This window comes from Paenibacillus sp. SEL1 (genome assembly GCF_054602535.1).
Genome location: NZ_CM137723.1, coordinates 1613558 through 1639162, shown reverse-complemented (window position 1 = coordinate 1639162; position 25605 = coordinate 1613558). Strand labels below are relative to the sequence as shown.

The window sequence follows — 25605 nt, the reverse complement described above, 5'->3', positions numbered from 1 at the left end:
TTAACACCTCCCTATCTTCCGTAGGTACTTGCGATGTTGTTAAAATAGGCAGGTCTCCTGACTTACGGATCATGACGCTCAGCACTCCTTCCCGGTCTGTGGACCAGTGGATATATGAACAGCTGAAAGTTCCCCGTTTACAGTGGCGGGACCGTGCCGGATTTGCACCGGCTTCCCTTTTAAGCCTGATCTGAATAGAACAGACACCTATCTCCAAGCTATGCGGTTAAGGTATGACGAATAATTATGCACTCGTATACTTGTTCACCATCATAAGTGAAACTTACAGGATGCGCAATAGAAACTCCAATGGAATCTGTTAGCTATATGAAAAAAAGACAAGCTTACCCATGATGGGGGCTTGTCTTAGATTAGATATAGCATCTTGCTTGCTGGGTAAGCATCGCCTTATGTCAATGAAACGGTATAACCTGCCTGAATGCTGGCTTTTACATCTACCAGACGCTGGTTGCGACTGCCCCGGAAGGGAAGGGTCAGGTCCTTTTGCTGTTCTACAAAACGACCGTCCACAATCACATCGCACAAAAGTGCCAGTTCCTGTCGCTCCGGATCTGTGAGTAGATCTTCATAGACAAAGCCAGTGTAAGCCCACACGGTTCGGTCGGGACAGGCTTCGCGGAAGTCACGCACAAATTGCGAGCATTCTGCTGCTGAGAAAAACGGGTCTCCCCCGCAGAGAGTCAGTCCATCCAACAACGGATTTTCCATGATGTCACGAATGACCTCCTGTTGTCGTTGGGGGGTGAATGGCTCGCCTGCACGGAAGCTCCATGACTCTGGATTAAAGCATCCAGGACAGGCATGACGGCAACCGCTAATGAACACAACGGTGCGCAGGCCGTATCCTTCGTTCAGAGATTCCGGAATGTAGCCACACAAATTCACTTATGTTTCACCCGGTCTCGAACTTCTGCCTGTTTTGCGGCATTAAAGCGAACGGTATAATCTCCTGTCAGATATCCGGTTACCCGACGTAAGCGCTGAAAGTGTGTGTGCTCCTCATCTGTGCCACATTGGGGGCAGCTTGTCCCGATAATCCCTTCATAACCACATTCCGTACAACGATCCACCGGATGGTTGATGGAGAAATAGCCGATGTTCTGATGCAGCGCATACTGAACAATTTTAAGAAACGCATCCGGGTTATTCCGCGCATTACCGTCCAGCTCAATGTATGAAATCGCACCAGCGTTGCATAGGTTATGGAACGGAGCTTCCAAGCTGATTTTACGAGCAGCCGGGAGCGTGTAATACACGGGAATATGAAAAGAATTGGTGTAATATTCTCGATCATTTACCTCAGGAATAATCCCGAAATCACGTTGATCCAGCAATGTGAACTTGCCCGACAGACCTTCGGCAGGCGTAGCGAACAATGTAATATTTAAATTGTGATATTCACTCATTCGATCGCAATACACGCGCATGGAAGTGATGATTCGCTGTGCCTCGCGGTATACAAAATCATCCTCCCCGTGGTGTTTCCCGTATAGTGCCTTCATGCACTCAGCCAGCCCGATGAACCCGATCGAAAGCGTACCGTGTTTTAGTACGCCTCCCACCTTATCATCTGGTGCCAGTTGTTCTCCACCTTCCCATACCCCTTCGCGCATCATAAAGTCCGAGGCTTTGGCCGGTTGGCTGGTCTGGATTTGATAGCGATGAATTAGGCCATCTACCGCAATGCGCATAACTTCTTCTAGTCTCGCATCAAAGCGATCACGGTCAGGTGTCAGGCGTTTGCCTGTGCAAATACCATATTCAATGCCAAGCCGCACCAGATTAATGGTATTGAAGGAGAGATTCCCCTTGCCACTCTGCCGGTTTCTACCGAAACGGTCAGAAATGGTGCGGGTACGGCAACCCATTGTCGCTATAATGGTATCTGGATCATCAGCACGGTAAAAAGGCAGGTTGAAGGTGGCATCCACATTCACAAAATTGGGATACATCCGTCTGCTAGAGCATTCTACCGCCCGTAAGAACAAATCATAATTGATGTCGCCTTCTGCCTGGTTGATTCCCTCTTTACATTGGAAAATATGTTGTGGAAAAATAGGAGTTTCCCCGCTGCCCAAGCCGCGAATAGTGGCCTCCAGCAGCGATTGAGTAACAAGCCGTCCCTCAGCAGACGTGCACATTCCGTAATTCAGTGAAGTGAATGGAATCTGTCCCCCCGCCCGACTGCTCATGGTGTTCAGGTTATGAATGAGCGATTCAGCAGCCTGCCGGGTTTCCGTCTGCGTTTCTTCGCGTGCGAATGCGTATGAACGAGGGCAGACTTCTTGCAAATGGGGATTGGCCATATGTAGTTCGTCGTCAGACAGACTGGATTCTACCTCTTCCTCGAACAGCCGAAGTCCCTTGCGCAGATGCTTGCGGAAGGACCGGGCAACGTATGGGGCAAGGTCCCAATCGATTTTATTGGCAGAGACACCTCCGAATTGGCTGTTTTGCTGAGACTGGAATATGATGGCGACAAGTGCCATAGCAGACATAATCGTTTGCGGTGTGCGCACAGAGCCGTTGCCTGTATTGAAGCCGTCTCGCAGTAAACGACCAAAAGGAATAAAGATACAATTTGTAGTTCCGAGTGCATATTGGTCCAAATCGTGAACATATACATACCCGTGGTCAATCGCGTTCGTCAGTTCAGGCGGAAGTACCCGCAGGCGCGCATACCATTTGGCATACTCGGACCCAAGCTTGCTCATTTTGCCGCTGAACGATTCTCCATTCAAATTTGCATTCTCCCGCAGCATGTCCAGATCTTGTGCCCCAATGACCCGTTCGCCGATGTCGTATAATTGATGTTCCTCCAGCACCTTCATCGTAAAACCCTCCATATAGTAAAATATATATATTTTTCACAAAAACAACATATTGATGATATCTTGTGTTAACCAATTGTTTCGATCTATATATTGTATATACGTATACATTGAGAGTATGTGACTATTGTCACATTGGTAGGGGCGGGCAGCATAAAAAAGCCAGATACAGAGTAAGGGACACATCCACGGATATGCACCTTACTCTATATCTGGCCATCGTAGTTGCGATGAAAATGATAGGCTTGCGAGTACATAGTATATGATCTTGGGATATTGTTTTGAGAAGGTTTAGAGTAGCTTTTTCAACTGGGACACCCGGCCTTGGGAAATATCTAGCATTTCGGCATATACTTTTTGTGGCAGGTTCGGGTGTTCCTGAATCAGCTTGCGTAGCTTTTTTACCATTTCACCTTGCTGCACTCTAGATTGCTTGGGTTGCCAGGTTGTGTTGGTTCGGGTCGGCTTAGAATCTTCTTGAGCCTGGATAGCATCGGTGCTTGTGGCATGCACGTTTTCATCGGTCTTTAATACCTGGATGCACTCTGCGCAAATAAAGCTGTCGCGAAAATAAGTTAAATGATCCACCGCGCCGCAAAATTTGCAGGAGACACCGGTGTATTTTCTTAGTACAAACCCTTCTTCATCTACGAAAAATTCAAGTGAATCACCGATATTGATATCCATTGTGGTCCGCATTTCCTTAGGAAGTACAATCCGGCCCAATTGATCTAGAGGCCGTGTCATTCCAGTATTTTTCATTAGAGCTTCCTCCTTCCATGATATATCCTGATTATACCAAAAAATATTATTTTTAGCTTTGTATATTGAAGGTAAAATACAACTTTTTTTGTCTTTATGCTGCGGTCTCTCTTTCAACCAGTATAGGATGTTTTCGGTATTGTTGCCGGGGTATCCCTTTTTAGCTATGATATATTAAAACGCTTTCATAAATAAACTTTTTATCATCTTAATTAAGCTTATGCCACAATTGAGCTGCGTTTGGACGCGCCGGACAGCGAAGCTGTGGCACGTGTGAATGTGGGCAATACAGGAGGGGCGCAAGCATGGGCTACGCTCGCGGAAGCGGTACATTCAGTCTCTGGCACACGTGATGTATACCTGTTGTTGAGCGGGGAAGTGCGGCTAGCTCATTTTACTTTGGGCGCTAATGCTACAGAGGATTCCGGCTTTCAGGCTTGAACTTACTTCTGACATCACGTACAATGCATTCAACGAAGTTTCTACAGCTTAGGGGTGTCATCTCATTTGAATAGTGAAAAACGACTACGCACCGCAACGCCCAAATGGCTTGGGGTGGCGGTAAAGGCGCTTGTCTATTTGGAAAAGTACGGAGAACTCTGTGCCAGCGGTTCTATTGCCCGTTCCATTGACTGCGAAGTCACTTTGGTGCGCAGGGTGCTGACGCGACTTGTACAGGCAGATTTGATTGCAGCACGCGAAGGTCGTGAGGGAGGCTATGTGCTTACCCGTTCGGCCGACCATATTACACTTGCCGATATATACCACGCCATTGAAATATGTGATCCGATTTTCCCGGGTATGATGCATGAACCGGAAACCAATCCTTTTTGTGAGGAGTTGGCGATAGCCGTATCCGAAATTTTAGCCGAGAGTGAACAACGTATGCTAGAAGTATGGGGGTCCCATACGCTGGCTTCGCTTGCCAATCGTACGTCACTCGTGGTGGGGAAATGCAATCATAATGAAGATTCAAAATGATAATAGCCGATACGACTCTCAAGAGAGGGGGGTATCGGCTATTTCTATGAAATGGTCATGTCTCAAATTATATTTCATATGAGCAAACCCGGTTACGTCCTGCATTTTTAGCTTCGTATAGTGCTTTATCTGCCTGCTCCAGCAGGGCTGCCCCGGACATATCTTCCCCGGTACCAGGAAAGGTCGTCACGCCGATGGACACCGTGACTTTAAGAACAAGATCGTCCGCTAAAATAAACTCGTGCTGATTTACTCCACTTAGAATCTGATTAGCTATGCGTAGCGCTTGTCGAAAAGCACAATTCGGCAAAAGCACGGTGAATTCTTCCCCCCCGCTGCGGGTGACTACATCATTGGGACGACATTTTTCCATTAAAATCTGCCCAAGCTGGCGCAGCACTGCATCTCCTGCCGCATGTCCGTAGCTATCATTAACTTTCTTGAAGTGATCAATATCCAACACCAGTACAGATAAGTGCTCATGACGTTGGCGAGCTTGAGGGAGCTTCTCTTCCAATGAAAACTCAAGCTGTCTTCTGTTGCTTAAATTAGTGAGATGGTCTGTGTAGGAGGTATGCTCCAGTCGAAGTAACAGCTCATTGGATGTGTTGATAGATTCAGCAATGAGGTACAGAAGACATCCACCAACCATCGAAATGAAGAACTGAAGCGGATAAACATGCAGAACATCATCAAGATCTTTTAAATTAACCATCAGGGAACAAAATATAAAGCCCAAAGCAAAAATGTTCATCATAATCAGCTTGGGCAAACGTGACCACGACAAATGTGACAGTATAGCGCACCCCAGACCGGCAAACAGCATAAAAACAGCGCCTACGATGGCTTGAGTGTTAATACCAAACAGTAATAATCTACCTACACATATAAACAGGGTAGCCATGAGTGCTGCTGGGGCGCCGATATACGTTGCGGTAGCTACGATGGCCAAATGACGAAGATCGGCAATCGTATTAAATCCTACTGGAATTGAATAGTACATCATAACAATGCCGTAGCACCCAAAAAGGGCGCCTCCGATCCAATGTATCTTACGCTTCAAGGTGTGCAGACGGATTTTATATCTTTGTGATATGAGGCCAGTTATGTACAAAAAGGTGACAAGGATACAGGTATTTACAAAAAACGTACTGAACAAGATGCTAACCCTCCCGAGAGGCATATTTCTTCATTTTATCAAAAAAACTGACATTAAGCTTAAAAATGAAGAATTTATTGAAATTTATTATGCGGGTGCGCTTATAACGTTTCGTTCACGTGTTTAGTGCATAACTGGGAATAGATTGAGCATACTCCAAAGATACAAGAATAAGGAAAAATGGGCGGTAGCTATTGCTGCCTTACTGGAGATGAGGTTTGCTCATGATTCGCTATCCCTATCGCAAACATAATAAAAAGTCGGGTGCGGACAGGAATAAAGAAAATTCTTCACGTTCTTTAAAGATCGAGGCTCATTTGGATACCAACTTGCAGCAAATTAAGGAATCGACGTCTAACAGCCCAGACTTCTTGATTCGCCGTTTTAATGTCGGACTAAAGGCGGATGTTCCTGCCGCCATTGTATTTCTAGATAGTATGGTCAAGACGGATACGGTGAATGAGCTCGTCATGAAATCATTGCTTAGCCGCCCATCTGCCGAGGTGGCTGCTGAGGTAGAAAGTGCAGAAGAGCTTTACAATCGGATACAGGCTCATGCGCTGGAACTGGGTGAAGTGAAGGATTGCGATGATTGGAATTCCATGATGGAACAACTCTTGATGGGAGATACGATCATTCTGCTGGAAGGCTGTAAAAAAACCATCGCATGCGGCACACGCGGAGGAGAGACGCGGGGGGTTAACGAGCCCTCCACACAGTCTGTCGTCCAGGGGCCGAAGGATGGATTTGTGGAATCCCTGTTCACGAACGTCTCTCTTGTACGTCGGCGGATTAAAAGCTCCGATCTTACGATGGAGATGTTCAAAGTGGGAAGTACGTCCCTCACGAATGTGGCCATACTGTATATGAAAAATATTGCAGATTCAAGTGTCGTAGATGAAGTTCGCAAACGAGTAAAAGCCATCAATATTGACGCCATATTTGAATCCGGCATGGTAGAAGAGATGATACAGGACCAAAATCTCACACCATTTCCAACGATCTATAACTCGGAAAGACCGGATACGATTAGCAGCAACATTATGGAGGGTCGGGTGGCACTCATCGTCGATGGAAATCCATTTGTACTGGTGATGCCCACTGTATTTGCTCAATTTTTTCAAAGTTCTTCCGATTATTCGGAACGTTATGACATGGCAACTGTCATCCGAGTCATACGTTATATCAGCTTTATTATTCTGATTTTGGGGCCTTCTCTCTACATCGCCTTAACCACTTATCATTATGAAATGATACCAACCCCACTGCTGATCAGCATACTAGCGCAGCGGGAATCCGTTCCTTTTCCGGCATTTCTGGAGGCGTTTATTCTGGAAATCACCTTTGAAATCTTGCGAGAAGCAGGTATTCGAATGCCCCGTGTGGGCGGACAAACGGTATCCGTTATCGGTGCGCTTGTATTGGGACAAGCGGCTGTGGAGGCTGGAATTGTCACCCCGCTGCTCACGATTGTAGTAGCGCTGACGGGGATTGCCAGCTACGCGATTCCGACATATAACATGGCGGTAGCCGGGAGACTGTTCCGGTTTGTTTTTATGGTGCTGGCTGCATTTATGGGGCTGTATGGCATTACATTGGGGCTCATTGCGCTAATCGCCCATATGAACAGTCTTCGCTCTTTTGGGGTGCCCTACATGGCCCCTTTCAGTCCTTTTGTGCTGGAGAGTCAAAAGGATGCGGTATTGCGAATGCCATTTTGGATGATGCGGAAACGTCCTAAAAGTATTACATCAACGAATCAGAAACGAATGAAGGATGGAAGCGGGATTTCCCCTTCCGATAAAACTTCACCAATGCGGGAGGGGGGCGCTCAGGGTGCATCTGGAGAAGGGGAGTGAACGAAGCACAGTAACCTTTAAATGGAGAATATGGATGCTGAGTTTGGTGGGGCTACTAGTCATGCCGCTTCTCTCTGGCTGCTGGGATTCAGTGGAGTTGAACCAGCGGGCAGTAGTCGCGGCTATAGGCATTGATGCGGATGGTGAATCCGATTATGTGGTTTCACTACAGATTATCGTAGCGGATGAAATTGCCGGGGCTAAAGCCCGAGGAAATACCCCAGTTGTGCTGTATCAGCAAAAGGGAAGTAACCTTTTTCAAGTGATTCGCAAAGCTTCACAGAAGATTCCGCGGGTAGTTTCTCTGGCCCATGCGAGGATTGTCGTTTTTGGAGAAAAGCTGGCTCGACGTGGAATCGGGGATACGTTGGATTATTTGGAAAGGGCCGCGGAGCCCCGACTAACGATGAAAATGCTGGTAGCACGCGGTGAAACGGCCAAGAACGTACTGGCATCCATGACTGCAATCGGTCGTATTCCTGCTAATGATATCTCGGGTAAGCTGGAAGCGTCGCAGCGTATGTACGCGGGGGATTACGCAGTGAGTCTAGACGATGTTATCCGGAGTATGTCCAATAAAGGTAGTGGGCCTGTCCTTACTGGTGTAGAAGTAGAAGGTAATTTGGAGCAGGCTCCCCTTAAGGCTAACGTGGATACTATTTTGCCCGAAGCGGTTGTTCGCATTAACGGTATGGGTGTGTTCCGTAAGGATCGTCTCGTCCATTGGCTGGACGATAACCGAGCTATTGGATTATCTATAGTAAACAATAAAGTGAAAAGTGCTGAAACCGCGTTGAGCTGCGGCAAAAAAGGTGAAACCATTGGAATCGAAACCTTGTATTCTAAAACACATGTACACAGTCTGATCGAGCAAGGGAAGCCGGTATTTGTTATTAATTTGGAGCAGACCGGGACGATTCAGGAAGCCGAGTGCTCGATTGACTTAAAAAGTCCAGAGGTTATGTATAGCTTGCAGAAACAGTGGGGAGAAGAAACAAAAAAAGTGATTACTTCAACGGTTAAGGAGGTTCAGCGTAGCCGTAGTGATGTACTCGGCCTAGGCCATGCACTGGAGAAAAGCCATCCTGAACAGTGGAAAAAACTCTCACCTGAATGGAGCCGCTATTTTGCAGAAAGCACCGTTCGTGTTCAGGTGACTTCGGTACTGAAGCATACACAGTCACGGACTAGCCCTTATTCAAAGGGAGAGTCCAATTAGTGAAATCGGGAAAGGAGGGAAGGCATTGAAAAAGATACAAATCGACGCAAAAGAGATGATTTCCCTGATGATGCTGTTTGAGTTGGGGACGTCCATGATGTCTATTCCCGGAAGAGATGCGGGCAAGGATGCGTGGATTGCTATTCTTATCGCCGCAGGCTTGGGAGCCCTACTTTTTCTATGCTACGGCAGCCTTCACCGCCACTTTCCCGACCTGCTCATGACACAGTACTGCAAGGTGCTCCTGGGCAAAACTGCTGGGAGCGTGCTTGCCTTTTTATATATTGTGTTTTTTCTTTACGGCGGAGCACGCGATCTTCGAGATACTGGAATACTGATTGCCGACCGGACATTACAGCATACGCCGTTAACTATCGTCTGTGTCCTGATGATTGGTCTTGTCATGTATGTGATGCATTTGGGAATTGAGGTCGCAGGCCGGACGGGACTTATGCTGTTATTTTTGCTGCTGTTGCTGGGCTTCGCTACGAATATCATGATTTTATTGTCAGGTATTGTTCATATGAGCAATATATTGCCTATTGCCCAGCATGGCTGGCAGCCGATATGGGAGGTTGTCTATTCACAAGCCTTGATGTTGCCATACGGTGAGATGGTCACGTTTGCGATGATCCTTCCCACATTAAAGAAAGGTTACCGTGCCAACGGGGTTGGGGTCACCGCTGTATTGTTGGGAGGCGCAATCCTGTCTTTTGTTACACTGTCAAATGTGGTTGTGCTTGGGGAGGACGTATTCAAACGGGCCACTTACCCGCTGCTTTCTATGATCAGCAAGGTGGAAATATCAGATTTCGTCGATAGAGTGGATGTAATTGGGGTCATGACTGTCATTATTTTTGATTTTTTCAAAATTTTTATTTTCTATTATGCAGCGGTTAAGGCTGCTGAAGATGTATTACGTGTTTCATACCATAAACTGATTCTGCCGTTTGGGCTGATCATGCTTGTTTCTTGCGTGTTGATGGCTCAGGGCTATCAAGAACATCTTACAACAGGCAAGTTTGTACTGAAATGGGTGTTTCCGATATTTGCTGTGTTCTTTCCTTTCTTGTTGCTTATGGTGTCATGGCTGAAAAAAAATCGCAACAAAAAAAGAAAGGAGTATGCCTCGTGAGTCATCGTCTTGAAAACAAAACATACATCAGCACGGGGCAATTGCTCATTCTTATGTTTCATTTTCTTACAGGCAACGCAATTACCATTAATATGGATAGTTATATGCAGCGGGACACCTGGATTATCCAACTCGTTGCTATGATTCTGGGTATGGTATTATTCCGAATGTACTGCTACACAGCTGAAACGTTCCCTGGTAAGCCTCTCACAACCTATGCTAGCGAATTGGTCGGTCATACATGTGGAACAGTCATGGGAGTATTATATATTTTGTTTTTTTTATTTCTAACAGGCGGGAATTTGCGCGATGAGACAGAGCTGATTCGTATTTCCGTACTGGAGCAAACGCCCAACCTCGTCGTTGCCTTCCTTATGGTTTTGTGCGTAATGTATGTCCTTTGGTTAGGATTTGAAGTATTAGCTCGAACAGGACAAATCATGCTTATTGCAGTGGTGACCGTCATTTTTGTGGGAAATGTACTGTTGATTTTATCGGACAGCATTCATTTGCATGAGCTGACGCCGGTGATGGAGCATGGCTTTAAATCTGTGCTTCATTCAGCCATTCGGGAACATTTGGCATTTCCATACGCAGAAATGATTTGTTTTATGATGTTCGTGCCCCATTTGGAAAAAACGTCGCAGATGGCCAGAACAGGCTATGCGGGCATTATCGTAGGCGGTTTCGTTTTAGCTGAATCCGCAATACTAAATGTGGCTGTTATGGGCACTGACATTGCGCAGCGCTCCATCTTTCCTTTACTCAGCACCTTTGGGAGTGTAGAGTTTTCAGAATATTTACAACGTCTGGATGTGATTGTTCTGATGACGATGATTGTGGGCGATTTTTTCAAAATTGCCCTGTTCTTCTATGCTGCGGTGCTCGGGATCTCCGATATTTTTAGCCTCCCCTACCGGAAAACACTACTTTTTGTCGGAATCATTGTCTTACTGTGGTCACAGGTACAAACACCTAGCATGATTGAGCACCTTGCTTTTGGACGATTATCGTTTATTTATATTCATCCGTTATTTGTTTACATCTTTCCCTTGCTGCTCTTTTTGGCCGCTCTTTTGCATCGAAGCAGAGTTAGAACCCGAGGAAGAAGCGGAAACTTTAAGAAAACGGGACCATCGTGAAAAAAGGAAGTGAAATCCGTATTTAATTTGTTTTTTTGCCACGGTCACAAAGAATACGAGCAGCATTCCTGCCAAGACGATATATTCGGATGGACGCATAGTGCTAAAAGCTAATGCCATCGGCTCCCACGGGGTATGAGTACTGAATAGCAAGTTCACTAGCAGATTGGTGCCGAGCATAAGCATCATAAAGAGTGTGAATATCCACAGTATTTTCATAAAATATTCCTCCAGTGTATATGAGCTGAGATGTACCATGTATACATTGTGTTGCAAAGCCGTTCAATTTATCCGATCCCATTGACTTGAAATAAATTAAGATTTATACTTATTCTAAATTGATCTTTATTATGATTGTAAGTTTGTAATTAATATAATCTGCGTTGGTTAAGGGAGATGCGGCATGAGAACTTTAAATTTAACTTCGCAGCGCCAAGCGGTATATGATGTGGTTCGTGAAGCCCACGATCATCCTACTGCGGCCGATGTTATGAATCGGTTGATGGAGCGCGGATATAATCTGGCCTATGGAACGGTATATAATTCACTGCGTTATTTGACGGATAAGGAATTAATCCGTGAATTGAAGCTGGGGGAAGCTGCTAGTCGTTATGACGGACGGATGGACGATCATCAGCATATTATTTGTCAGGTATGCGGCCGGGTAGATGAAGTGATGAGTGAAGTCCCACATGATTGGATTGACACGGTTGCGCATGAAACGGGGTATACTATTGCCCATGCCCATGTCGTATTCGGAGGAGTGTGTAAGGAATGTCAAAGCAAGCGAATCAGATAACGAATCGTTTCAAAGTGGCTGACATGCCTAGACGGGTGAAGGGTAGTTGGACATCGATGTTAGCAGCTCCCTCTACACCTACGGTGCAGACCGTTCCCTCCAATGAGCCTTTGTATTGTCCGACCACACGTCGTATCATTCTAATCAGTTCGGTACCGGGTGTAGTTCACGGGTTGGTGAGTACGTTGTCAGATGCGTGTTTTGATGTGATGGTTTTTCATCGCTGGGAGCCTGAAGTGCAGCGTCATCTGGGAAGCGATCTGTTGATTTACGATTTGACCGCCACCGAACCACAGAGTGAATTACTGGATATCCGCAATCGTCTGGAGGTAGAACACATGAAAGACACCCCGGTTATGTACGTGGTTCAGGATCGGGTGTCTGTACATGCGCATGAGCTGCTTCCTTCAGAAGAGGTGCTGGTGTGGCCGCTGGCTTCCAATCATATGGTGCATGACATTGAACGGATGATTGTTCGCCATCCTGCCGTTTCCCGTCAGGCAGCGCAAGCCAGCCGTCGTACGGTGTTCAAGGACATCTGGATTGACCGAGATAAAATGCTGGTATATAAAGAAGAGAGTCAACTGAATCTGACTAAAACAGAATACGATTTGCTGCTGAAGCTGATTGATGCTCAAGGCAAAGTGATCTCTCGCGAGCAAATGATGCACGATATCTGGGAGACGGATTTTGTAGGCGGCAGTAACGTTGTAGATGTGCATGTCAAAAGTTTGCGCAAGAAGCTAGATGATCGACCTGCGGAACCTGAATATATTGCAACCGTAAGAGGTGTAGGATACAGATTGGCAGATTGACCTGAAAGTTATAAATACCGATGAATTTCCGCCGGATGGAGACATTCGGCGGTTTGTATATGATTTTCCATGAAGAAACTGACATTAGGTGTGACGGTTGACTTTAGCCGGATATATACACTACAATCGGTAGTGTGAGGTGCTTCTTATGAAACGACTGAATTTTAAAGCTGGCGAAACCGGGCTTAACCGATTTTTCGGACCTCTGGAAGCCAAGATTATGGATATTTTATGGTCCACTTCGGATCGGAGTATCAAAGAAGTGCAGACCGCGTTGGAGGGGGATCGGGACTTTAACTTCAATACGGTAATGACCGTGATGAACCGTTTAGTGGACAAGGGGATACTGAGTAAGAGTATACGTGGGAGAACGTCTTTATATCGTCCAGTTTTAAGTAGGGAAGAGTTCATGGATGAGCAATCCAAGGGACTCAGTCACGAATTGGTGGATGAATTTGGCCCACTTGCTGTCAATCATATGATTGATGCTCTGGAGGTGGCCGATCCGAAGTTGATCGAACGTCTGGAACAAAAAATTAAACAATGGAAAAAGGATATGTAGCGATGTGGAAAACACGTTCTAAATTACTGTTTACAGCAGGCGCCTTGATTTCGGGTTTCGCCCTTATACAGATGGGTATGTACGCCGGGCAGCATGTTTTCGGCTGGAAATTGAATTATAACGTGTTTCAAATTTGCAGAAGTTTGTTGCAGCACTACGGAATTGGCTACATGGTGGATGCGCTCAGCGGGCTGGTTTTCGTTACCTTTGCTATCGCTGGAGGAGAAGCAGTCAGACAGTGTATGGCTACCAGGGCAGCTTTTCGCAGACTGCACCGAATGCGTGATCTGCCGCTGACCGAAGCACTGGGTGAGCGATATCGTGAACTCGGGACCGATCGGATATGGGTCATTGATTATGCCAAGCCAGCCGCCTTTACGATGGGATTATGGAAGCCACGCATTGTATTGTCCTCTGCACTATTGTCCGTACTGGACAAGCACGAGGAAGAGGCTGTCATATACCACGAAGCCTATCATATGAAACATTATGATCCGTTGAAGACCTGGTTGCTGCAAGTGTGTGCTAAACAGCTGTTTTACTTGCCAGTGCTGCGTCACATTACCAATCATTATAAGACGGCCCGTGAAATTTTGGCTGATAACGAAGCGATCCATCGAGCCGGTTCACCCGTTGGGATTGGGAGCGCATTGCTCAAGCTTCTGAGTATGACACCTGCCAATACTCGCCTGGTAAACTCGGCCGCTTGTTCCTCGTTTGCAGAAACGTCCATTAATTATCGTATCTCACGTATTTTAGACCCTCAGCAAGAACCTGTCATTCAAATGCCTTGGCGTTCGATTATGTTTTCCAGCTATGTGCTAGTGATGCTGACACTTATGTTCGCACTGGCGCTAATCTAGTTGGACAAGATGTTTCTTACGGGTGGCGCTTTTCGCGCTCCCGATTCTCGATGTGCAATACACTACACTATGTAGTTTGTTACAGGGTTTTTATACAATTTAAAAGGAGATGAGCAAATGAATCAAACGCTTATGAATATTGGATTATTGTTGGTACGAATCTTTACAGGGATTATTTTTATCGTTCACGGTGCACAAAAGTTTCAGGGATTAGACGGAACCTCCGGCTTCTTCCAAAGTATCGGACTCCCTGGTTGGATGGCCCCTGTGGTCGCTACGGTTGAGCTGGTTGGAGGAATTGCACTGGTTCTGGGTATCGGAACACGACTGGCTGGAGCGGCATTGACCATTGTTATGATTGGTGTATTGCTAACCGCTAAAAAAGGACAGCCTTTTGGCTCGATTGAATTTGATCTGCTGATTCTGTTCACCAGCCTTCAGCAAGCGCTTGTCGGTGGACGTTTTCTGGCAGTGGATCAGTTATTTGGCCGCAAAAAGGCTGAAAACAGTAACGTACAGGTCTAAATGTTCATATAACCGCGTCCTTAGTCTTATAGGGCGCGTTTTTTGTTTTTCTCCTTTGTGAAATTTTATTGTAAATCATTTGCTACTTTCAACCGATATAACTAACACGGAATGTAATTCAAATATATCGGTTTATGAGCAAAGGGGAAAAAACATGGGAACAACGCGAAAGAGAAAAACGATATGGACACTCAGGAACAAGCTAAGTTTAGGCTTTTTACTTGTTTTGCTGATTCCGAGCTTAAGTATTTCCACTGCGACCTATAAATCATCATATAATGCTATGGAGAAACAGCTCCACGGGAGTGCGAATCAGGGGGTAGCGACAGCTAACTCCATTATTGAATACGCAATCGCCAGTAAAATTAAAGATGCGAGTTATTTGGCGGAGCGTCTGGACGGTTCGATGATAGATGGTCGAAACAGCCCTTTGATTCAGCCCAAGCTGATCCAATACAAGGGTTTGCACGAAGATGCAACGGATATTTTTGTTGGTACACCGGAGGGGCTGATGATCCGGGGGGTGCCCAAGGAGGATGAAGGGACATTTGACCCTCGCACACGTCCATGGTACATCGAAGCGATGAAGCAGCCCGGTAAGGTTGCAATTACGCCTGTGATCATCAATTCATCGGGTATTCCTGTTGTCGTAGTATCTCAGACGCTTTCCGACAAGTCCGGGGTTATCGGGATTTCTCTAAATCTGGAGAGTGTACGTAAACTGGCCTCTATCAAAGTGGGCCAGGAGGGGTATATCATCATTTTGGATCATACGAAGAAATTCGTAGTCCATCCTACGGCTAAAGCGGGCTCATCTCCTCAGGAGAATTCGCTTGATACGTTGTATACTGCGCCGAGCGGGAACTTCAACTATATGCATGAAGGTCGCGAGAAATATTTGACCTATGTAACGAATACGGATACCGGCTGGAAAATTGCAGGTACCTTCTATCAATCCGAGATTAGCGATGCCACTGCTGCCATGCGTTATGTAACCATTTTCGTGCTGGCTGCCTCACTGGTGATTGCGCTTATCGCGATTTTCCTGATTACCCGTTCTGTTTTGGTACCGATTCGTAAGCTGCAAAAATCAGCAGAACGAATCAGTGAAGGTGATTTGACGGGCGATTTGGAAACTGGAAAAACGGATGAGGTGGGCGAATTGTCTGCTCACTTTCAAACCATGGTGGATAGTTTGCGCACGATGATTCGAAGCGTACACGAAACGACAGATCGGGTAAGTTCTTCAGCGGAGGAGCTGGCTGCGGGTGCAGATCAGACAACCCAAGCGATTGAGCATGTCACCATTGCTATCCAGGAAGTAGCTGTGGGCAGCGAACGTCAGGTGGAGAGCGTCAAGCACGGCTCCGTAAATATGGAGGAGCTTGCTCAGCAAGCAGCGAACGTATCCGAGCGTATGGTGGGCGTATCTGAACATGTGAAGATGAACGCCGAGTCGGCTCAGGAGGGCAGCAAGGCTGCTACGCAGGCTGTCCAGAAGATGCATGACATCGACGAGACCGTTAACGATCTCGGACAGGCCATGGACTCTCTCAATGAGCGCTCCGGTGAAATCGTGAATATTATCAGCGTTATATCCGGTATTGCCAAACAGACGAATTTGTTAGCTCTGAATGCGTCCATTGAGGCCGCACGTGCTGGGGATCATGGTAAGGGATTTGCCGTGGTCGCCACGGAGGTACGTAAGCTAGCTGAGGAATCAGCGAAATCGGCTACTTTGATCTCGGAGCGCATTGAAGCGATGCAGGTGGATATGAATCATGCTCTGGGCGCTATGCATCAAGCGCGGACACGGGTGACGGAAGGCATTGATTCGGTAACCACGTCTGAGCAATCCTTTGCGGAGATCAGCCAGGCCGTGGAACGAGCTATGGTACATATCAATGACATTACCGGAGTGACTCAGGAAATGGCACGGGGGACTGTAGGCGTCGTAGATATTATGAGCGATATTGCCCACATTTCGGACGAGGCAGCGAGCAACACCGAGTCGATCTCAGCAGCGGCTGAGCAACAGCTTGCTTCTATTGAGGAAATTGCTTCATCTACAGCGGACCTGAGCCAAATGGCAGAGGAATTGCGTGAACTGGTTGGACGTTTTCAGGTTGAAGGAAAATCCTAAAATGATAAAAAGCGCCCGGATACAGGAGATTGTACTCTGTATCCAGGCGCTTTTTAATGTTTTTAGCATAATTTCTGGTTTGCAGGGTTAGAAGTTAACGTTGGAAGGACTTGCGGCGATCCAGACGGAAACGGACATCCCGTGAGCTGTCGGAAGGACGCAGCGAACTTCTCTGAAACATATTGTTCAGAATCAGTGCGAAAATGACTAGCACTGTCCCATATAGTTCAAAACGGCTAATGACATAACCTTGGAAGTACATGAGTACCAGCGTGGTAATCGGTACAAAGTTAATAAATAGAATTCCGTTCAGTGGAGACAGCTTTCGGATTCCGGCATTCCAGCTAAGCAGGGCAGCTAGCCCTGGAAGCAGGATCATAAAGCTCATTTCGTATTTAACTGACCACACAGCCTGCCAGTCCGGCACCACAATCCAGTTGAAAGCAGAGGCAAATGTGACGACTACGAAGGAGACGAGAGTTCCGAGCAGGCAGGTTAGGGTTGAATACCGAAGAGTAGACCATCCTGCAAAGTGGCTGCCTCCCATGGAATATACGACCCATCCGACGACGCCTACGAAAATAAGCAGCAGCGGCAGTAAATGTTGTCCGGCAAGTGTGAAAAAGGTCCACTTTCCGTTCGTGATCACAAGTAAAGCCCCAGCCAGCGCAATCACCATGCTGATTAGTGTATATTTCGGAGGCATTTTACGAGTCATGATCCACACCATCGCAATGGAAATCATCGGCATTAGCACTTCCATTATAGAAGCTACCAGAGTACCTGCTGCCCCCATCGCGTGCTGTCCCTGGAAAACGGCCATATTATAAATGGTGAATCCCATGGTCCCAAAGAATAACAACGTCTTGCCCTTGCCCTCAAAGCGAAATGCCGTCCGTCCCTCTTTGAGCCACAATAGCACGACTAAAATGAGTGTAACCGATAAATAGCGCAAAAATGAAAAGTACAGTGGATTGATATGTTGTAATGCAATGTGCGAAACCGGAAACATCGCCCCCCAGGACATACTGGCGATTAGGCATAATAAAGATCCGGTCATGATTTGTCTGTTCATGGTGTACAAAAGCTCCTCCTTGCCGGTCTCAGCGGACATATCTTATGGACACATCATAAAGGATAGGAAGCTGTTGGTAAAATGATTGAAAATAAACATTATGATCATTTAAAATGATAATAAGTGACAAGGCGCGTCAATTTTGATGGCCCCTTGTCCTTCACAATAAGGGGGAGCAGTAATGGATCTGAACGATTTAAACATTTTCCAGACGGTGGCTGCGCATGGCAGTGTCAGCAAGGCTGCAGCCGAGCTTAGCTATGTCCAGTCCAATGTAACGGCCAGAATCAAGCTGCTCGAAAAGGAACTGCAAACGCCTTTATTTAATAGACATAAGCGGGGAATGATCCTCAATGCAGAGGGCAAGCGTCTGCTGCAATATACGAAAAGCATTTTATCGCAATTTGAGGAAATGAAACATGCGTTTCAGAATACCTCTGCACCTTCGGGGGTACTGGAGATTGGCATTGTGGAGACTGTCATTGCCCTCCCGGCCATTTTACATGCTTACTATAGCAAGTACCCGGATGTCGAGTTGTCCCTCAAGGCCGGGGTTACAGAGTCTCTGGTGCAGGAGGTTGCAGAAATGCGGCTGGATGGAGCTTTTGTGACCGGGCCGGTCAAGCATCCGCTGATTGAACAGTTTGATGTGTTTCAGGAAAAACTGGTCCTCGTATCCCAAGGAGATGACTTTTCTGTCGAGGATCTTACAACCCGTCCACTCCTGCTGTATAAAAAAGGTTGCGGCTACCGGGGACGGCTGGAAACTTGGCTCAAGATGGAGGGGATTATTCCCAAGCAGATTATGGAGTTTGGGACATTTGAGACAATTATCGGCAGTGTGGCGGCCGGTATTGGAATGACTGTTTTTCCCGAATCGTCGATCAGCGGGCTGGTGGCTCAAGGCCTTGTATGCGGTCATGCGATGCCTGAGCCGTACAATGAAGTAACAACGGTGTTTATCCGGCGTAAGGAAGCCTTTGTTACCAGTACTTTGCAGTCTTTTATAGATGAGATTATCACTCAGACAGAGGCGTAGCTTTATCGCTTGGGCTCAGTTACAATGAGAGGGATTTGATCTCATTTTTCTTCCTGAAGGAGGGCTATTATGTTTACAATATATCCGGCGGCTTCCCGATTCAGCTTCGATAAGGGCTGGCTGCGGGGAAGTCACAGCTTTTCATTCGCGGAGTATCAGGATGAGAACAATACAGCGTTTGGTCCTATGCGTGTCTGTAATGACGATGTCATCGCACCGGGACGGGGATTTGGGGCGCATCCGCACAGTGATATGGAGATTGTTTCGATTGTGCTGTATGGGGAACTGCGTCATGAAGACAACCATGGACATGTAGCGGTAACCCGTTTTGGAGGCATTCAGCGAATGTCAGCGGGCCACGGCATCATTCATACGGAGCACAACGCTTCACAAACGGAGGATGTCAGTCTGCTGCAATTGTGGTTTAGCCCGCATACGAGAGGACTGAAACCGTCATATGAGGCTACAGCATTCAATCCTGAGCGTCTTCACGGTCAGCTTCTGCCTGTCGTTGCCGGAAAGCGCGTACCAGGCACAGAGGGTGAAATAGCTGCAATCAACCAGGATTTAACGATTTATTTAAGCAAGCTTCAGCCTGGAGAACAAGTAGAATTCACACAGGCCGAGGGTCGGCGCGTGTTCCTGTTCATCATCGAAGGCTCGCTGCGTGTGAACGGTGAACATATTCTGCAAGGACGCGATTCCGCTCGTATTGAGCAGGAGCCGAAGCTCTCACTGAAAGCAGAAGATTCTGTTTTTTATATGTTGATTGATTTGCCCTAAAAGGAGGTGCGCACAATGGCGCAGCAGGAAACATGGCTGATCAAGCATGCCGTCACGGGACGTAGCTTTGCTGACAGCCGCAAGCAGAGTTTCGATTGTCATTTTGAATCGGTGGACGGTGTGTTTCGCTTTACGCTTCAAGAGTTGCCGCGTGAGACGGCGGAGGCGATTGTGCGTTATAGCGGGGAGTTGAACGTATTTCGTTTTGTAACCCCAGTAGATGATGGCCCCCTGGTGAAGCATTGGTATTACGTCACCCCGGAAAGCGTGGAATATCATGATCAGACAGATAAGCTTACGTTCGAAGCCGGTTCTGAGATTGAATACCATCCCGAGGAGTATTGGGGCGATTAATCATTCCTTTATCATAATTTTTCAGATATATAATGGATTTTCGAAGGCTCTGCATCATTGCAGGGTCTTTTTGTTATCCGTTCAATATGTTGAGTTCATTGGATACATAATCCTTTGCAGGCTGGTACATCCTATATGTCATATTATCTGTTCGGCTCATTCGTAAAGGGGGAATAACGATGAAGAAAGGGCGCTTTCCCAAGTTGCCGAAGCCACCGTGGAGCCGGAGAGCGATTCCAGCCGCAGACCGCAAGACACGAAATTCCAATGTGCCTAAAGGACTGCCTGAGTCTTCGTGGCTGGAACAGCCGCTACGTAGCAGTGTGGAAGACAATTTGATTGCTTTGCGTGATATTTTCAAGGATTGCTCTGATATCGTCTATCGAGAGCTCATGATTTCCCCTGAACGCAAAGGGGTGTTGGCTTATTTTGAAGGTACGGTAAAATCGGAGGATTTGCAGGATCATATCCTGCGGCCTGTCATTCTGGGTATGATGCTCAAGGACCCTGAAGTGAACGGCAAATTGGAGCCGCTGGATGAAACTCGTATCTCCATGTCCCAGACCAAAACGATGGACGAATGGAAGATGGTATCGGCAGCGATACTGGACGGCAATGCCGCCTTGTTCGTAGATGGCACGCCTCGTGCGTATATTTTTAGCGCCAAGGGGGGCGTTCGTCGTGGCGTAGAGGAACCACAGACAGAAGCGGTTATTCGAGGTCCGCGTGAGGGCTTCACTGAGACTCTTCGCGTTAATACGGCACTGTTACGCTTCAAGCTGAAGACCTCCAAGCTCAAGATGTACAGCATGACCATCGGAACAGAAACTCAAACGAGCGTCGTCCTTACTTATATTGAAGGGATCATAGATTCGAAGCTGGTGGAGGATGTAAAAAAACGGCTCAGCGATATTAAAATTGATGGTGTTCTGGAGACGGGGTATATTGAGGAACTGATTGAGGATCATCCGTTTTCACCGTTTCCGCAAATGGAATACACTGAACGTCCGGATACCGTCACTGCGCAGTTACTGGAAGGACGTTTTGCCATTTTTGTGGACGGAACGCCTTTTGCTCTGATTGGGCCAGTCACCATGTGGCAGATGATGCAAGCGAGCGAGGATTATTACGAGCGCTTTTTCATCAGTAATATGGTGCGCTGGATTCGTTTTCTTTTTCTCGTAATGGCTCTCTTTCTACCCGCATTATATGTAGCGGTGACGACCTATCATCATGATATGCTGCCGACGACGCTCATCCTGAGTATTGCGGCGGCTCGCGAATCCATCCCTTTTCCAGCACTGGTGGAAGCATTGATGATGGAGATTTCCTTTGAGGCATTACGGGAAGCAGGGATTCGTCTCCCCAAAACGGTCGGTCAGGCCGTCAGTATTCTTGGTGCGCTCGTCATTGGGCAGGCCGCAGTACAAGCAGGAATCGTATCGGCGCCCATAGTCATTGTTGTGTCGCTCACAGGTATTGCGTCGTTTACCATACCGCGTTTTAACTTTGCCATCACGGTTCGTCTGCTGCGATTTCCCATCATGCTGATGGCGGGTTTATTCGGATTGTTTGGGATCATTATTGCGACAACGCTGATTGCTACGCATCTAACCAAGCTAACCTCGTTTGGTGTCCCTTATATGAGTGGATATAGCCCATACAACCATATGGATCAAAAGGATATCGTCGTCCGCGCGCCTTGGTGGAAAATGACCAAACGTCCTTCCTGGATTGGTAAAGACAACAACAAACGAGCGAAGGAAAAGATGAATGGAACGCCCAAAAGCGAGGAGGGATGGTGATGAAGCCCAAATCGAATACACAACAAATACGTAAAGTCGCTGTGCTCTGTTGTCTGCTGCTATGCTCTGTTCTCTTGGGAGGATGCTGGGATCGCCGTGAAGTGAATGATGTGGCTTTCGTGATGGGTACCGGGCTGGACAAGGAAGGCGATCAATACCGGGTAACGATGCAAATCGCTCTACCCGGACAACTCGGATCTTCGGGCAGTACAGGAGGAGGGGGAGGTACCAGTGGTACGAAATCCTACTATTTGGAGTCCAAAATAGGCCCAAGCTTTCGAGGAGCAAGTACCGAGGAACAGCGCGGAGTTTCGCGAACACTCAATTACTCCCATCGGCGGGTACTGCTGTTCGGCGAGGCGCTGGCACGAGAAGGGATTAGCAAAATGATGGATGTACTGGCACGTGTTCCGCAGAACCGTCTGTCGTCCCTGGTTGTTATTACGAAGGGTTCAACGATGGAATTGCTTCAGGCAGATGCTCCGATAGAGCAATATCCAGCAGAAATGGTGCGTGAGCTCAATATTTCCTATATGAAAAAACCTCGTTCCGTTAAGCTGTTGATGAATTCCGTCCTGCTGGAAGGCGTTGACCCGGTGGTACCAGTAATGTCTCTGGTGAAGAATGGGCCCCCTAACCTTAAAGACAAGAAAACGAATATTCAGGTCGATGGACTGGCTGTGTTTCGCAAAGACAGGTTAACAGGAATTATTGATAACCACCTCAGTCGGTTTCTGCTTTTGGGTATGGAGCAAGCCAAGGAGACAGAAATATTTATTCCCCCTCCCAAAGGTAGAGGTTACATATCTGTACACCTCATCGAAAATAAAGTCCAAATTAAGCCCCATATTCAAGGGGATGAGATTCGAATGACCATTCATATGAACTGCAATGGGAATGTGAAGGAAAATGAGACGAGTTTCGATATTTCCAACGAGGAAAATTTGAAGTGGCTGGAGCGGCAGACAGCCGAGGAAATTAAGAGGGAGCTGGGAGAGGCTGTTCAGGTGATTCAGCAAAAGTATCGTTCAGACGTACTTGGTTTGGGCCGGGCTATTATTACGAGTCAACCGGATGAATGGAAACGGATCAAACCTCAATGGGAACAACTGTATCCCAAGGTGAAGGTCACCATAAATCCGGTCGTGCATATTGAGAATATCGGTGCGGTCACCAAACCATTCGGGGTCAAAAAGGAGCAAATCCAATGAATAAAGTATTTCTGTTACCTTTGGTGCTGGTTATGCTCTTCATGTATCTGATGGACCGTAAAAATATTCACAATGCACCAGCCATCAATCGCTGGGTCTCCCGCGTAATGTATGTTATTAGCATTGGTATCTGGATTTACGGAACATCAACGAAGAGCACCGTTTATGTGGCTACATGGCTAACCCGTTTTATTGACATGTGGCTCCCCCCTACGTTGTAAATCGTGTAATGGATGCCTGCGGGCAAAAGGAGGATGTACCTGCATGAAACAGTTCACAACCAGACAAATTGTGCTGCTTGGTGTATTGATGGAGGTCGGTATTACCCTTATACATGCTCCGGCGCAGGCAGCGGATCACGCGAATCAGCATGCTTACTGGACCTGTATAATTGCGGCTATCGTGCTATGCTTGCCGATCTGGGCGATGTTGAAACTTAAACGACGGTTCCCTGATCAGGATCTGATGCAGGCGATGGTGAGCTCTCACCCTGTGCTGGGCCGTGTGCTGCTTGCAATCTACCTTATTTTATTCCTGATCATCTTTGCACGGGATTTGAGGATTATTACGGATCTGGTGGAGGTGGTGCTTTTGCCGCTGACTCCGATTGTGGTCACTTCTCTTATTGTGCTGTTGACTCTAGTATTTATGGCTAAAGGCGGAATAAGCACCATCGTGAATATGACCGAGAATTTTATACCGCTGTTGATTGTGACGCTGTTGACCATGCCGCTTTTTTTTGGGCGTAATATGGATTTTTCGATGCTGAGACCCTACTTACATCCAGAAGTAGAGGGAGTAATCAAGGGGAGTTGGCGCATGCTGGGTTATATGGCCGATATTATGATAGTCCCCTTTGTGATTTCTGGGAAGAGCTATAATGGGCGTAGTGCGTGGTTTGGGCATTTGCTCGGAACCGCTTTTCTGACCATGCTGGTGCTGCTATCCGAGTTGGTTATTGGTGTTCCTATCTTGTCACGGCTGTTTTATCCAGCGTATGAACTGGTGCGTCAATTACAGCTAACGGACTTTCTGGATCGGTTCGACTTGTTCGTGGCAGTACTGACCGTACCGACCTTTCTTACGAAGATTGGGGTTGATCTGTACGTTACCAGTTTGGCGGTAAAACGGATGTTTGCCCAAGCCTGGGGGAGCCTGATGGTTTGGCCCGTAGGTTTGTTAGGCTATGTCTGTTCGTTTATGCTGTTCTCCAACATTGTGCAAATTTATGAGTTCAGCCGGGAGTGGACCGCGGTGATGATCATTTTTTTTGTTATCATGCCTTTGTTGCTATGGATGTTGCTCCGACCCAAATCTAAAGGGAAAGGCGGAGATGATAGGGCATCTAACGGAGAGCAGGATAGCAGTAGTCAGAAAGAAAGCCAGCATGGAGGCAGAACAGAACACGGCCACTTATAAGATTACTGTATTCATCGGAAAAGTAATTCTTATTTGTCTTTTACCCCTCTGATTGTATACTTGGTAGAAAGAAATACGACATCTACAAGGGAGGCAACAGAATGGCACAACGCATGGCAGGCAAGAGAGTCGCTCTTGCGGGTCCCCGTAAAGCAGAAGAAATGGCGCTGCTAGTTGTGAAGATGGGGGGTGAGCCAGTACAGCGCCCGGCCCAGGGTACCGTTTTTCTGGATGATATCGAGCTGCGCAACGCTGTTGTATCGTGGGTGAAGCACCCTCCAGACTGGTACATCTTCACGACAGGTATGGGGCTGGATGCCCTGTTCGATATGGCAGAGGATATGGGCGTGGCTGAGCAGATTATGGAGCTGCTGCAATCTTCCAACATTGCAGCGCGGGGCTACAAGACGGTCAATGGACTCAAAAAGCGTGGCTTTACGCCAGCAGTACGAGACGAGGACGGAAGTTTGATCGGATTGACAGGAGCTTTCGCCCCATACGATTTGAAGGGGAAGGAAGTATTGTTGCAACTGCATGGCGATCCAGCCCCACGGTTGGTAAAGTGGCTGGACGAGCAGGGGGCAGTGACCCGCCAGGTACTTCCTTATAAGCATATCCCACCTGAGGAAGCAAAATTGCAGGCGTTACTGGAGGATGTTATCCATCGTAATGTTGATGCCGTTACGTTCACGAGTGGCCCGCAAATTCGATTTTTAGCCCAATATGCGAGAGAGCAAAATCGAATCGAGGATTTACTGGAAGCTTTCCGTGAGGATGTGATTGCTGTATCAGTAGGGAAGGTGACTGCACAGTCCATTGTGGAAGAAGGGATTGATCGAGTCGTGTTTCCAACCGAAGAACGCATGGGCGCGATGATGGTGGAGCTGGGCAAATATTTTGAGCATAACGATTCGGTGCATGGCTGTGGTCTGAAGATCATGAATGGTCATTGAAATGAGATGGAAATGAGATAGAAATTATAAATATAGTATGCTAAAAATGAACTTATATTTTTGGATAAAGCGTAAAATAAAGATAAGGGCCTGCGAGGTCTTTATCTTTTTTTTTGTTGGACATGCATCGACAAAGATTTTTGTTATAGC

Annotated in this window: 25 protein-coding genes and 1 riboswitch; of the genes, 20 read left to right on the top strand and 5 right to left on the bottom strand. The window is 47.0% G+C overall.

What is annotated here, in order from left to right; genetic code table 11:
• Positions 1–30 precede the first annotated feature (30 nt).
• Positions 31–226: riboswitch (cobalamin riboswitch) on the bottom strand.
• Positions 227–408: 182 nt separating this feature from the next.
• The 3 genes from nrdG to ACYCSE_RS07530 all read right to left on the bottom strand — a co-directional run bounded on the left by nrdG (position 409) and on the right by ACYCSE_RS07530 (position 3614).
• Entirely contained in the window at positions 409–906 is a 498-nt protein-coding gene (gene nrdG / locus ACYCSE_RS07540) for an anaerobic ribonucleoside-triphosphate reductase activating protein (protein WP_336076661.1), read from the bottom strand.
• Positions 903–2852 (bottom strand): anaerobic ribonucleoside triphosphate reductase, encoded by a 1950-nt coding sequence (locus ACYCSE_RS07535; RefSeq protein ID WP_459701935.1) that lies wholly within the window; start codon positions 2850–2852, stop codon positions 903–905. Before ACYCSE_RS07535 ends, nrdG begins: the two co-directional genes overlap by 4 nt.
• A gap of 291 nt (positions 2853–3143) precedes the next feature.
• Positions 3144–3614, bottom strand: a complete 471-nt coding sequence (locus tag ACYCSE_RS07530; RefSeq protein WP_023990816.1) for an AbrB/MazE/SpoVT family DNA-binding domain-containing protein — start codon at positions 3612–3614, stop codon at positions 3144–3146.
• Positions 3615–3854: 240 nt separating this feature from the next.
• On the opposite strand from ACYCSE_RS07530, the gene ACYCSE_RS07525 reads away from it, so the two are divergent.
• The gene (locus tag ACYCSE_RS07525) at positions 3855–4055 is read left to right on the top strand and encodes a carbohydrate-binding protein (RefSeq protein WP_459701934.1); all 201 of its coding nucleotides are present in this window, start codon (positions 3855–3857) and stop codon (positions 4053–4055) included.
• Between the two features lie 66 nt (positions 4056–4121).
• The gene (locus ACYCSE_RS07520) at positions 4122–4595 is read left to right on the top strand and encodes an Rrf2 family transcriptional regulator (RefSeq protein ID WP_069290611.1); all 474 of its coding nucleotides are present in this window, start codon (positions 4122–4124) and stop codon (positions 4593–4595) included.
• 67 nt (positions 4596–4662) lie between these two features.
• Here ACYCSE_RS07520 and ACYCSE_RS07515 read toward each other — a convergent pair whose 3' ends face one another.
• A complete protein-coding gene (locus tag ACYCSE_RS07515; RefSeq protein ID WP_250266870.1) occupies positions 4663–5754 on the bottom strand; it encodes a diguanylate cyclase in 1092 nt (363 codons plus the stop codon).
• Between the two features lie 224 nt (positions 5755–5978).
• Between ACYCSE_RS07515 and ACYCSE_RS07510 the strand changes: the two genes are divergently transcribed.
• From ACYCSE_RS07510 to ACYCSE_RS07465, 10 genes are all read left to right on the top strand, one after another.
• The gene (locus ACYCSE_RS07510; protein WP_459701933.1) at positions 5979–7613 is read left to right on the top strand and encodes a spore germination protein; all 1635 of its coding nucleotides are present in this window, start codon (positions 5979–5981) and stop codon (positions 7611–7613) included.
• Complete coding sequence (locus ACYCSE_RS07505) at positions 7591–8832, top strand: Ger(x)C family spore germination protein (RefSeq protein ID WP_237166348.1); 1242 nt, start codon at positions 7591–7593, stop codon at positions 8830–8832. Before ACYCSE_RS07510 ends, ACYCSE_RS07505 begins: the two co-directional genes overlap by 23 nt.
• A gap of 25 nt (positions 8833–8857) precedes the next feature.
• Positions 8858–9967 carry a GerAB/ArcD/ProY family transporter gene (locus tag ACYCSE_RS07500; RefSeq protein WP_459701932.1) on the top strand — a complete coding sequence of 370 codons (1110 nt, stop codon included), beginning with the start codon at positions 8858–8860 and terminating at the stop codon, positions 9965–9967.
• Positions 9964–11109, top strand: a complete 1146-nt coding sequence (locus ACYCSE_RS07495) for a GerAB/ArcD/ProY family transporter (protein WP_459701931.1) — start codon at positions 9964–9966, stop codon at positions 11107–11109. Before ACYCSE_RS07500 ends, ACYCSE_RS07495 begins: the two co-directional genes overlap by 4 nt.
• A 403-nt stretch (positions 11110–11512) precedes the next feature.
• On the top strand, positions 11513–11908 hold the full coding sequence (locus ACYCSE_RS07490) for a Fur family transcriptional regulator (RefSeq protein WP_069290605.1): 396 nt from the start codon (positions 11513–11515) through the stop codon (positions 11906–11908).
• The gene (locus ACYCSE_RS07485) at positions 11884–12723 is read left to right on the top strand and encodes a winged helix-turn-helix domain-containing protein (protein WP_459701930.1); all 840 of its coding nucleotides are present in this window, start codon (positions 11884–11886) and stop codon (positions 12721–12723) included. Before ACYCSE_RS07490 ends, ACYCSE_RS07485 begins: the two co-directional genes overlap by 25 nt.
• Before the next feature lie 148 nt (positions 12724–12871).
• Positions 12872–13285 (top strand): BlaI/MecI/CopY family transcriptional regulator, encoded by a 414-nt coding sequence (locus tag ACYCSE_RS07480; RefSeq protein WP_039271686.1) that lies wholly within the window; start codon positions 12872–12874, stop codon positions 13283–13285.
• A gap of 2 nt (positions 13286–13287) precedes the next feature.
• A complete protein-coding gene (locus ACYCSE_RS07475) occupies positions 13288–14148 on the top strand; it encodes a M56 family metallopeptidase (RefSeq protein ID WP_190299638.1) in 861 nt (286 codons plus the stop codon).
• A gap of 117 nt (positions 14149–14265) precedes the next feature.
• A complete protein-coding gene (locus tag ACYCSE_RS07470; protein ID WP_459701929.1) occupies positions 14266–14673 on the top strand; it encodes a DoxX family protein in 408 nt (135 codons plus the stop codon).
• A 154-nt stretch (positions 14674–14827) separates the two neighbouring features.
• Positions 14828–16816, top strand: coding sequence for a methyl-accepting chemotaxis protein (locus tag ACYCSE_RS07465; RefSeq protein ID WP_452567686.1), 1989 nt, complete (start codon positions 14828–14830; stop codon positions 16814–16816).
• Positions 16817–16910: 94 nt separating this feature from the next.
• Here ACYCSE_RS07465 and ACYCSE_RS07460 read toward each other — a convergent pair whose 3' ends face one another.
• Complete coding sequence (locus ACYCSE_RS07460; protein WP_039271680.1) at positions 16911–17891, bottom strand: DMT family transporter; 981 nt, start codon at positions 17889–17891, stop codon at positions 16911–16913.
• 181 nt (positions 17892–18072) lie between these two features.
• Here ACYCSE_RS07460 and ACYCSE_RS07455 point away from each other — a divergent pair, with 181 nt between their 5' ends.
• From ACYCSE_RS07455 to ACYCSE_RS07420, 8 genes are all read left to right on the top strand, one after another.
• Positions 18073–18930, top strand: coding sequence for a LysR family transcriptional regulator (locus tag ACYCSE_RS07455; RefSeq protein WP_023990802.1), 858 nt, complete (start codon positions 18073–18075; stop codon positions 18928–18930).
• Positions 18931–18999: 69 nt separating this feature from the next.
• On the top strand, positions 19000–19713 hold the full coding sequence (locus ACYCSE_RS07450; RefSeq protein ID WP_322158883.1) for a pirin family protein: 714 nt from the start codon (positions 19000–19002) through the stop codon (positions 19711–19713).
• A 15-nt stretch (positions 19714–19728) separates the two neighbouring features.
• Positions 19729–20067 (top strand): hypothetical protein, encoded by a 339-nt coding sequence (locus ACYCSE_RS07445; protein ID WP_322158882.1) that lies wholly within the window; start codon positions 19729–19731, stop codon positions 20065–20067.
• Positions 20068–20246: 179 nt separating this feature from the next.
• Positions 20247–21872, top strand: a complete 1626-nt coding sequence (locus tag ACYCSE_RS07440; protein ID WP_440723269.1) for a spore germination protein — start codon at positions 20247–20249, stop codon at positions 21870–21872.
• A complete protein-coding gene (locus ACYCSE_RS07435; RefSeq protein ID WP_459701928.1) occupies positions 21872–23083 on the top strand; it encodes a Ger(x)C family spore germination protein in 1212 nt (403 codons plus the stop codon). Before ACYCSE_RS07440 ends, ACYCSE_RS07435 begins: the two co-directional genes overlap by 1 nt.
• Positions 23080–23304, top strand: coding sequence for a hypothetical protein (locus tag ACYCSE_RS07430; RefSeq protein ID WP_069290596.1), 225 nt, complete (start codon positions 23080–23082; stop codon positions 23302–23304). The genes ACYCSE_RS07435 and ACYCSE_RS07430 overlap by 4 nt, the downstream gene beginning before the upstream one ends.
• A 43-nt stretch (positions 23305–23347) precedes the next feature.
• The gene (locus ACYCSE_RS07425) at positions 23348–24502 is read left to right on the top strand and encodes a GerAB/ArcD/ProY family transporter (protein ID WP_459701927.1); all 1155 of its coding nucleotides are present in this window, start codon (positions 23348–23350) and stop codon (positions 24500–24502) included.
• 101 nt (positions 24503–24603) lie between these two features.
• Positions 24604–25455 carry a uroporphyrinogen-III synthase gene (locus ACYCSE_RS07420; RefSeq protein ID WP_069290594.1) on the top strand — a complete coding sequence of 284 codons (852 nt, stop codon included), beginning with the start codon at positions 24604–24606 and terminating at the stop codon, positions 25453–25455.
• Positions 25456–25605: the final 150 nt, after the last annotated feature.